General features: G+C 53.6%; 8 protein-coding genes, 2 rRNA genes and 1 pseudogene. 4 read left to right on the top strand and 7 right to left on the bottom strand.

Annotated features, from left to right (window positions below):
* Positions 1-184: hypothetical protein (locus tag ACOTXT_RS21880; RefSeq protein ID WP_421625451.1), on the top strand; the 184-nt coding region annotated here is incomplete at its 5' end.
* Here ACOTXT_RS21880 and ACOTXT_RS21875 read toward each other — a convergent pair.
* Both ACOTXT_RS21875 and bcsR read right to left on the bottom strand, forming a co-directional pair.
* Positions 125-268 (bottom strand): annotated as a pseudogene (locus tag ACOTXT_RS21875) (cellulose synthase operon protein YhjQ/BcsQ); the annotation flags it as partial. The gene ACOTXT_RS21880 and the pseudogene ACOTXT_RS21875 overlap by 60 nt on opposite strands.
* An 11-nt stretch (positions 269-279) precedes the next feature.
* On the bottom strand, positions 280-468 hold the full coding sequence (bcsR, locus tag ACOTXT_RS21870) for a cellulose biosynthesis protein BcsR (RefSeq protein WP_008503237.1): 189 nt from the start codon (positions 466-468) through the stop codon (positions 280-282).
* Between the two features lie 174 nt (positions 469-642).
* On the opposite strand from bcsR, the gene bcsE reads away from it, so the two are divergent.
* The 3 genes from bcsE to bcsG are packed head-to-tail and all read left to right on the top strand — an operon-like array spanning position 643 to position 4068.
* Entirely contained in the window at positions 643-2205 is a 1563-nt protein-coding gene (bcsE, locus tag ACOTXT_RS21865) for a cellulose biosynthesis c-di-GMP-binding protein BcsE (protein WP_333166534.1), read from the top strand.
* Positions 2199-2396, top strand: a complete 198-nt coding sequence (gene bcsF / locus ACOTXT_RS21860) for a cellulose biosynthesis protein BcsF (protein WP_024908822.1) — start codon at positions 2199-2201, stop codon at positions 2394-2396. The genes bcsE and bcsF overlap by 7 nt, the downstream gene beginning before the upstream one ends.
* A complete protein-coding gene (bcsG, locus tag ACOTXT_RS21855; RefSeq protein WP_008503239.1) occupies positions 2389-4068 on the top strand; it encodes a cellulose biosynthesis protein BcsG in 1680 nt (559 codons plus the stop codon). The genes bcsF and bcsG overlap by 8 nt, the downstream gene beginning before the upstream one ends.
* A gap of 54 nt (positions 4069-4122) precedes the next feature.
* On the opposite strand, the gene ACOTXT_RS21850 is transcribed toward bcsG, so the two are convergent.
* The 5 genes from ACOTXT_RS21850 to ACOTXT_RS21830 all read right to left on the bottom strand — a co-directional run.
* Positions 4123-5115 carry a glycosyl hydrolase family 8 gene (locus ACOTXT_RS21850; RefSeq protein ID WP_055322384.1) on the bottom strand — a complete coding sequence of 331 codons (993 nt, stop codon included), beginning with the start codon at positions 5113-5115 and terminating at the stop codon, positions 4123-4125.
* Positions 5116-5131: 16 nt separating this feature from the next.
* Positions 5132-6094, bottom strand: coding sequence for a bifunctional biotin--[acetyl-CoA-carboxylase] ligase/biotin operon repressor BirA (gene birA / locus ACOTXT_RS21845; protein ID WP_021242131.1), 963 nt, complete (start codon positions 6092-6094; stop codon positions 5132-5134).
* Complete coding sequence (murB, locus tag ACOTXT_RS21840) at positions 6091-7119, bottom strand: UDP-N-acetylmuramate dehydrogenase (protein ID WP_025910154.1); 1029 nt, start codon at positions 7117-7119, stop codon at positions 6091-6093. The genes birA and murB overlap by 4 nt, the downstream gene beginning before the upstream one ends.
* 124 nt (positions 7120-7243) lie before the next feature.
* Positions 7244-7359 (bottom strand): 5S ribosomal RNA (gene rrf / locus ACOTXT_RS21835).
* A gap of 66 nt (positions 7360-7425) precedes the next feature.
* Positions 7426-7583, bottom strand: a 23S ribosomal RNA gene (locus ACOTXT_RS21830); the annotation flags it as partial.

Raw genomic sequence — 7583 nt, 5'->3', positions numbered from 1 at the left:
CTGGCGGCGTTTACTGGAAAACTCACTGTCGGCAAAAGTCAGTTGCTGGCTCATCCGGTTACTCATTCTGGGTTCAGGTTACAACACGATGATCTCACATCTCGGACTTATTCGCACCTTCCTTAAACGACATACGCAGCAAATTATCGGCGCAGGCGTCAATAACCAGCACCGATTCACCTAAAAGCTGTAATGACCACGCCAGCGCCGCGGTAACAGATGTGGTACCCACACCCCCACGGACACCCTGTAATCCGAGTATGGCCATCAATGGCTCCCTTATTGTTGATGGGCGAATTCAGCTAATAACGGCCAGCGTTTAATAGCCGCAGCCAACTGTTCCCGCTGGGAAATATCGGTGTAATCTATTTCAGGTAAAGAAAAGGCCTGCGTCAGCGCCAGAAAATCGTTTTGGAATGTGTAACCCAGGGTCGAGTCGACTGGGGTTCCGGGTTCGTTATTATCCATTCTTTTTCCATCCCTTTGCGTAAAATCGCCAGTTCAGAAGTAGCGAGGCATCCTGCCCTATGAAATTTCATTTACATGCTAAATCTGATGTTCTTTAATTTCAATGTTAGGTTTATTTCTACGCTTTCGCTAGTAAACTGAGATACAGATAAATTAGACGAAAAGAGGGACACCGTGGACTCCATATTTTCTATTGGCATCCAGTCATTATGGGACGAATTGAGCCACATGCCAGTCGGAGGAGTCTGGTGGATTAATACGGACCGTAATGAAGATGCTATCAGTCTGGTAAACCAGACAATTGCTGCCCAGGATAAGGATTCCCGCGTGGCTGTCATTAGCATGGGCGAAGATCCGAAGAAAATTATCACGCTGGAAAACGATCGCGGCCCTCAGACGGTGCGATTATTTTCCATGACATCGGAAGCCGAGAGTCTATACTTTTTGTCCCGCGACGTTCAGTGCACTATTGATCCGGATCACTATTTAGTGATTCTTAAATGTGCAAATAACGTCCTGCAAAATATCCCTGCTGAAAAACTGCTGCCCTGGCTGGAAAAAATCAATAAATGGGCAAAATTTCAAAATTGCACGCTACTGATAGTCAATCCCGGCAGTAATAATGACAAGTTGTTCTCACTTTTAATGGGTGAATATCGTTCTCTGTTCGGTCTGGCAAGCGTTCGTGACCAGGTGGGCAGCTATCTCTACGATATTGCATTCTGGTGTAATGAAAAAGGCGTGAGCGCCAGACAACAACTTACGCTGAAACATATCGAGGGTAAGTGGCACCTGGCACAGCAGGAAGAAACCGTGGTGCAACCGCGCAGTGATGAAAAACGTATCCTGAGCCATATCGCGGTTTTAGAGGGGGCACCGGCCCTGTCGGAAAACTGGTCGCTGTTTGAATCTAACGAAGACCTTTTCCACGAAGCCCGCACAACCCAGGCGGCGACCCTTATTTTCTCATTGATGCAGAATAACCAGATTGAGACGCTGGCAAGGCAAATCCACACCCTGCGCCGCCAGCGCGGAAGCGCGTTAAAAATCATCGTGCGCGAAAACAATACCAGCCTGCGCGCCACCGATGAGCGCCTGCTTCTTGGCTGCGGGGCAAATATGGTTATTCCGTGGAATGCGCCGCTGTCACGCTGCCTGACGCTGATCGAAAGCGTTCAGGGCCAGCAGTTTAGCCGCCATGTACCGGAAGACATTTCCACGCTGCTCTCTATGACGCAGCCGATGAAGCTGCGTGGATATCAAAAATGGGATACCTTCTGCGACGCCGTCGGCAACATGATGAGCAATACGCTTCTTCCTGCAGACGGAAAAGGGGTTATGGTTGCCCTGCGTCCTGTACCGGGTATCCGCGTTGAACAGGCGCTCACCTTGTGTCGCCCCAACCGTACGGGAGATATCATGACCATTGGCGACAATCGCCTGGTACTGTTTTTGTCCTTCTGCCGGGTCAACGATCTCGATACGGCGCTAAACCATATCTTCCCCCTGCCTACCGGGGATATTTTCTCGAACCGTATGATTTGGTTCGAAGATAATACGATCAGCGCGGAGCTGGTACAGATGCGTGCGCTCCAGCCTGAACAATGGGCTAAACCGCTCGCAATTAAGAGCGATGCGAAACCGATCCTCAATGCCAGACATGATGGCCATATCTGGCGCCGGGTTCCGGAGCCCCTTCGCTTATTAACGGACAACGCGGAGAACGCACCATCATGAATATCAGCGATATCATCCAACTGGTTATATTCTGTGCGCTGATTTTTTTCCCGCTTGGCTACTATGCACGCCATTCCATACGTCGTATCCGTGATACGGCCAGAGTGCTGTTTATAAAACCTCGCTATGTAAAACCAGCCGGAACACTGACACGGGCATCACACGTCAAGGCAGACCGAAAACATGACTAATTCTACCTATACCGCTTCGTCACCCTCGCCGCTCTGGCAATACTGGCGCGGCCTTTCCGGCTGGAACTTCTACTTTCTGGTGAAGTTTGGTCTGCTGTGGGCAGGCTATCTGAATTTCCATCCCCTTCTTAACCTGGTGTTTATGGCCTTCCTGCTGATGCCCCTGCCGAACATCAGGCTGCATCGCTTGCGTCACTGGATAGCCATCCCTGTCGGCTTTGCGCTGTTCTGGCATGATACCTGGTTACCGGGGCCGGACAGCATTATGAGCCAGGGGTCGCAGGTGGCAGGCTTTAGCGCCAGCTATGTCCTCGATCTGACCGAGCGGTTTATTAACTGGCAGATGATTGGCGCGGTCTTTGTGCTGCTGGTTGCCTGGCTGTTCCTGTCACAGTGGATCCGCATCACGGTGTTTGTCGTCGCGATTATGATCTGGCTGAACGTGCTGACGCTGGCTGGTCCGGGCTTTTCGCTGTGGCCTGCTGGTCAACCGACCACCACGGTGACCACCACAGGGGGAAGCGCAGCAGCAACCGTTACCACGGCTGGCGATACGCCTGTAGTGGGCGATATCCCAACCCAGACCGCACCGCCGACCTCCACAAATCTGAACGCCTGGCTCTCCAGCTTCTACACTGCGGAAGACAAGCGACAGACCAAATTCCCGGACGCGCTGCCGGCGGATGCTCAGCCGTTTGAATTGCTGGTGATCAACATCTGCTCTCTCTCATGGGCCGACGTGGATGCAGCCGGTTTGATGTCCCATCCGCTGTGGTCGCATTTCGACATTCAGTTTAAAGATTTTAACTCTGCCACCTCGTACAGCGGCCCGGCAGCAATCCGTCTGCTGCGTGCAAGCTGCGGTCAGGCATCGCATAAGAATCTGTATCAGCCTGCCGGCAATCAGTGTTATCTGTTTGATAACCTCGCCAAACTGGGCTTTACGCAGCATCTGATGCTGGGACATAACGGCCAGTTCGGTAACTTCCTGAAAGAGGTGCGTGAACAGGGTGGTATGCAGGCACCGTTGATGGATCAAACTGGTCTTCCCGTTACTCTGCTGGGCTTCGACGGCTCGCCGGTTTATGACGATACCGCCGTGCTGCAGCGCTGGCTTCAGACCATCGAGAAAGACAGTAATCCGCGCAGTGCGACCTTCTTTAACACCCTGCCGCTCCACGACGGTAACCATTTCCCGGGCGTGAGCAAAACGGCAGATTATAAAGTGCGTGCGCAGAAGTTCTTCGACGAGCTGGACGCGTTCTTCACGGAGCTGGAAAAATCAGGCCGTAAAGTGATGGTGGTTGTGGTACCTGAGCACGGCGGCGCGCTGAAAGGCGACAGAATGCAGGTGTCGGGTCTGCGTGATATCCCAAGCCCATCCATCACCAACGTGCCTGCTGGCATTAAATTCTTTGGTATGAAAGCACCCCATCAGGGCGCACCGATTGAAATCACCCAGCCGACCAGCTATCTGGCGATCTCTGAACTGGTTGCCCGTGCCGTTGACGGGAAGCTGTTTGTGGAAGATAGCGTGAACTGGGATCAGCTCACCAGCAACCTGCCGCAAACGGCAGAAGTCTCTGAGAACGCCAACGCGGTCGTCATTCAGTATCAGAACAAACCGTACGTTCGCCTGAACGGCGGGGATTGGGTACCGTATCCGCAGTAACTGATTTACCCCTAACCCTCTCCCCATTAGGGAGAGGGGATAGTCAGTGCGTTGTTATTGCGCCGAAATCCGCACCAGCATTTTCAGACTTGCCGAATAGTAGTCGTCTTTAGAGGTGATTTCGGGTTCTCCGGAAGACTGCCCCATCGTTAAATCGCGTACAGCCAACAGGCCGCCTTCCATCATGTAGGGCGCATATTCGTTGGTCGTGACGTTAACCCAGGCGGGCGTTTGTTCCCGGGGGAACTGACCAAACCAGGCTTTCCACGGCGTCAGCAGCGGGCTTTGCTTATCAGACCAGGCAAGGTACAGCGGAATACGAATCGCGTCATAGCTCATCCGCGGCGGCCAGCCTTTGGCAGGTTCCAGCTTGCCACCAGATGCCAGTGAAACCCAGTCAGTGGGCAGATTCGCTTTTCCCGAGCCCATTTTCCCCAGCAGGCGCTTCCCGTCATTGATCAATTCACGCCAGACCGGTAAATGGCTGCGCCCGGCAAAAGCCTGCCAGGCCGGAAACACGAAGTAGGAAGGGTTAAGGATCGCTTCACCGTCAAGCTTAAATCCCTGGACGCCGGGCAGCATCACGCGGTAACCCGCATAGCGGATGACGCTATGGGCAACCAGCGCTTTTGTGATGGCATCCGATGCGGCACCGTAGCGTTTTTCGTGCCAGCGGGCATCGGCTTTAAGCAGCGCCCAGGCAATCAGCACATCGCCATCGGCGGCATTGTTTTTGTCAGCGACCGGGTTGGACTCTGCGGGGTTATAGCGCCAGTAAAACAGACCGTTCTCTTTGTTCTTCAGCTCACGGTTTGTCCATTGCCAGAGCTTATCGAACGTGGCCTTATCGTCGTTGGCCACTGCCATCAGCATGGCAAATCCCTGACCTTCCGTATGCGACACGCCGCCATTGCCGGTATCGACAATGCGGCCTTCCGGTTTGAAAAAGCGTGCCTTATAACTCTCCCAGGCCTGACCCGCCTGAGAGAGGGGTGAGAACAACACGCTCATCATGACGGCCAGCGTCGCGCAGACGGTTTTTCGCATCATTCACTCCATCCGGTTATTCGGCACTCCGCAGGGAAATCTCACCGCCCATCCAGGGTTTGATCACGCCATCCTGCTCCAGGAGCAGCGCGCCCTGAGCGTCAATACCGCGGGAAGTGCCGTAGATCTCTTTATCCCCAATCAGCAATTTCACCGGGCGGTTGATGAAGTTATCCAGTTTTTCCCAACGAGACAGGAACGGTGCCAGCCCTTCCTGCTCAAAAAGCGTGAGCGAGCTGCGCAGCTCTTTAATCATACGTACGGCAAGGGTGTTACGATCGATGACGATCCCCGCCTCCTGGAGGTTAGTCCAGGCCTGATTCACCACATCATTCTGGACATTGCGCATCACCATATTGAGGCCCGCGCCGATGACGATTTGCGCCGCATCGCCCGTTTTGCCCGTCAGTTCAACCAGAATGCCGGCAAGTTTACGATCGTTGAGGTACAGATCGTTAGGCCATTTAACACGCACTTGATCCGCACCCAGATCGTGAAGCACCTCCGCCATAACGATACCGATGACCAGACTCAGGCCAATGGCAGCGGCCGGGCCCTGATCGAGTCGCCAGTACATAGACAGATAGAGGTTGGCACCAAAGGGGGAAAACCACTTGCGGCCACGACGGCCGCGACCGGCCTGCTGATACTCAGCAACGCAGGCATCGCCGGATTTCAGCTCAGGCAGACGATCCAGCAGATACTGGTTCGTCGAATCAATCACCGGCAGCACCGCCACATTACCGTATCCAATCTGGCTGCGGATCGTGTCTTCATTCAATAATTGTATCGGCTCCGGCAGGCTGTACCCTTTTCCGGGAACCGTGAACACATCAACCCCCCAGTCGCGAAGCGTCTGGATATGTTTATTAATGGCGGCGCGGCTCATGCCAAGCTGTTCACCCAGCTGCTCGCCGGAATGGAATTCACCATCCGCCAGGATACCAATCAGGGTTAACGGGACCGTATTGTCCTTCATGCGATAGTCTCCACGGCGTTGACTTCACCTGTGCGACCAATGAAGCGGACTTCTGGCTCCAGCCAGACGTTAAATTTTTCGCCCACACGCTGACGAACATAATGAGCCAGCTGTACCACATCGTCGCTGGTTGCATCGCGCTGGTTAATCAGCACCAGAGCCTGCTGTCGGTGAACGGCTGCCCCGCCGACTGAAGTGCCTTTTAGCTGGCATTGATCGATAAGCCATCCTGCTGCCAGCTTCACGCTGCCATCCGCCTGAGGGTAATGTGGCGCGGTTGGCCACTCCTCCAGAAAACGTCGGGCATTTTCGCCGCCGATCACCGGGTTTTTGAAGAAGCTTCCTGCATTTCCGTTAACTTTGGGATCGGGAAGCTTGGTCATCCGCATATGGCAAACCGAGTCAAAAACGTCGCGGGCGGTAACGGTAGCCGGATCGAGACGCGTTAAATCCCCGTAGGTCAAAACAGGCTGCCAGTTCTTCGACAGACGCAGGCCCACGGCGACAATCACGTAGCGATCCTGATATTCATGCTTGAAGATACTGTCACGATAGCCAAAACGGCACTGTTCTGCCGTTAAACGCGTGGCCGTTCCGGTCGCCAGCTCGATGCAGTCGACATAGTCACAGACGTGCTTCAGCTCGATGCCGTAGGCACCGATGTTCTGAATGGGTGACGATCCAGCGCAGCCTGGGATAAGCGCAAGGTTTTCAAGACCCGCCATCCCTTGTTCGAGGGTAAATTGCACCAGGTGATGCCAGTTTTCGCCAGCCCCCACGTGCAGATGCCAGCTATCGGCACGCTCTTCCACATCAATTCCCATGATGCGGTTAACGATCACCGTTCCCGCAAAATCGTCGAGAAACAGGACATTACTTCCTTCGCCCAGAATCAGTACGGGTTCGTTTTTTTCTGTTGCGCTTTGCCATGCATCCAGCAGCTGCTGTGCAGTATCGGCACGTACAATTTGATTAGCATTGCGTTGAATGCCAAAGGTATTCCAGGGCTTAAGGGAGTGGTTCATAGACGCTATCCTGATGCAAAAACGCAGGTAGTTTACCGTATAAGCAGGGTGTTGGGGGATCTGTTTGTGCAGCGCATAAACGCAAAAAGGCCATCCTTTCGGATGGCCTCTTCACTTGTTTGATGCCTGGCAGTTCCCTACTCTCACATGGGGAGACCCCACACTACCATCGGCGCTACGGCGTTTCACTTCTGAGTTCGGCATGGGGTCAGGTGGGACCACCGCGCTAAAGCCGCCAGGCAAATTCTGTTTAATCTGTATCAAAGCTGAAAATCTGTCTCTTCGCCAAAACATCTTCGGCGTTGTAAGGTTAAGCCTCACGGTTCATTAGTATCGGTTAGCTCAACGCATCGCTGCGCTTACACACCCGACCTATCAACGTCGTCGTCTTCAACGTTCCTTCAGGAGACTTAAAGTCTCAGGGAGAACTCATCTCGGGGCAAGTTTCGTGCTTAGATGCTTTC

This window comes from Enterobacter cloacae complex sp. IR5422 (genome assembly GCF_049238165.1).
Lineage (GTDB): Bacteria > Pseudomonadota > Gammaproteobacteria > Enterobacterales > Enterobacteriaceae > Enterobacter > Enterobacter roggenkampii.
The sequence above is the reverse complement of the archived record's forward strand: the minus strand, read 5'-3'. Positions and strand labels throughout refer to the sequence as shown.

Bases quoted from the DNA above. Each gene is read 5' to 3' on its own strand.
- bcsR (WP_008503237.1), bottom strand. From the start codon at position 468: ATGGATAATAACGAACCCGGAACCCCAGTCGACTCGACCCTGGGTTAC.
- bcsG (WP_008503239.1), top strand. From the start codon at position 2,389: ATGACTAATTCTACCTATACCGCTTCGTCACCCTCGCCGCTCTGGCAA.
- ACOTXT_RS21850 (WP_055322384.1), bottom strand. From the start codon at position 5,115: ATGCGAAAAACCGTCTGCGCGACGCTGGCCGTCATGATGAGCGTGTTG.
- birA (WP_021242131.1), bottom strand. From the start codon at position 6,094: ATGAAGGACAATACGGTCCCGTTAACCCTGATTGGTATCCTGGCGGAT.
- murB (WP_025910154.1), bottom strand. From the start codon at position 7,119: ATGAACCACTCCCTTAAGCCCTGGAATACCTTTGGCATTCAACGCAAT.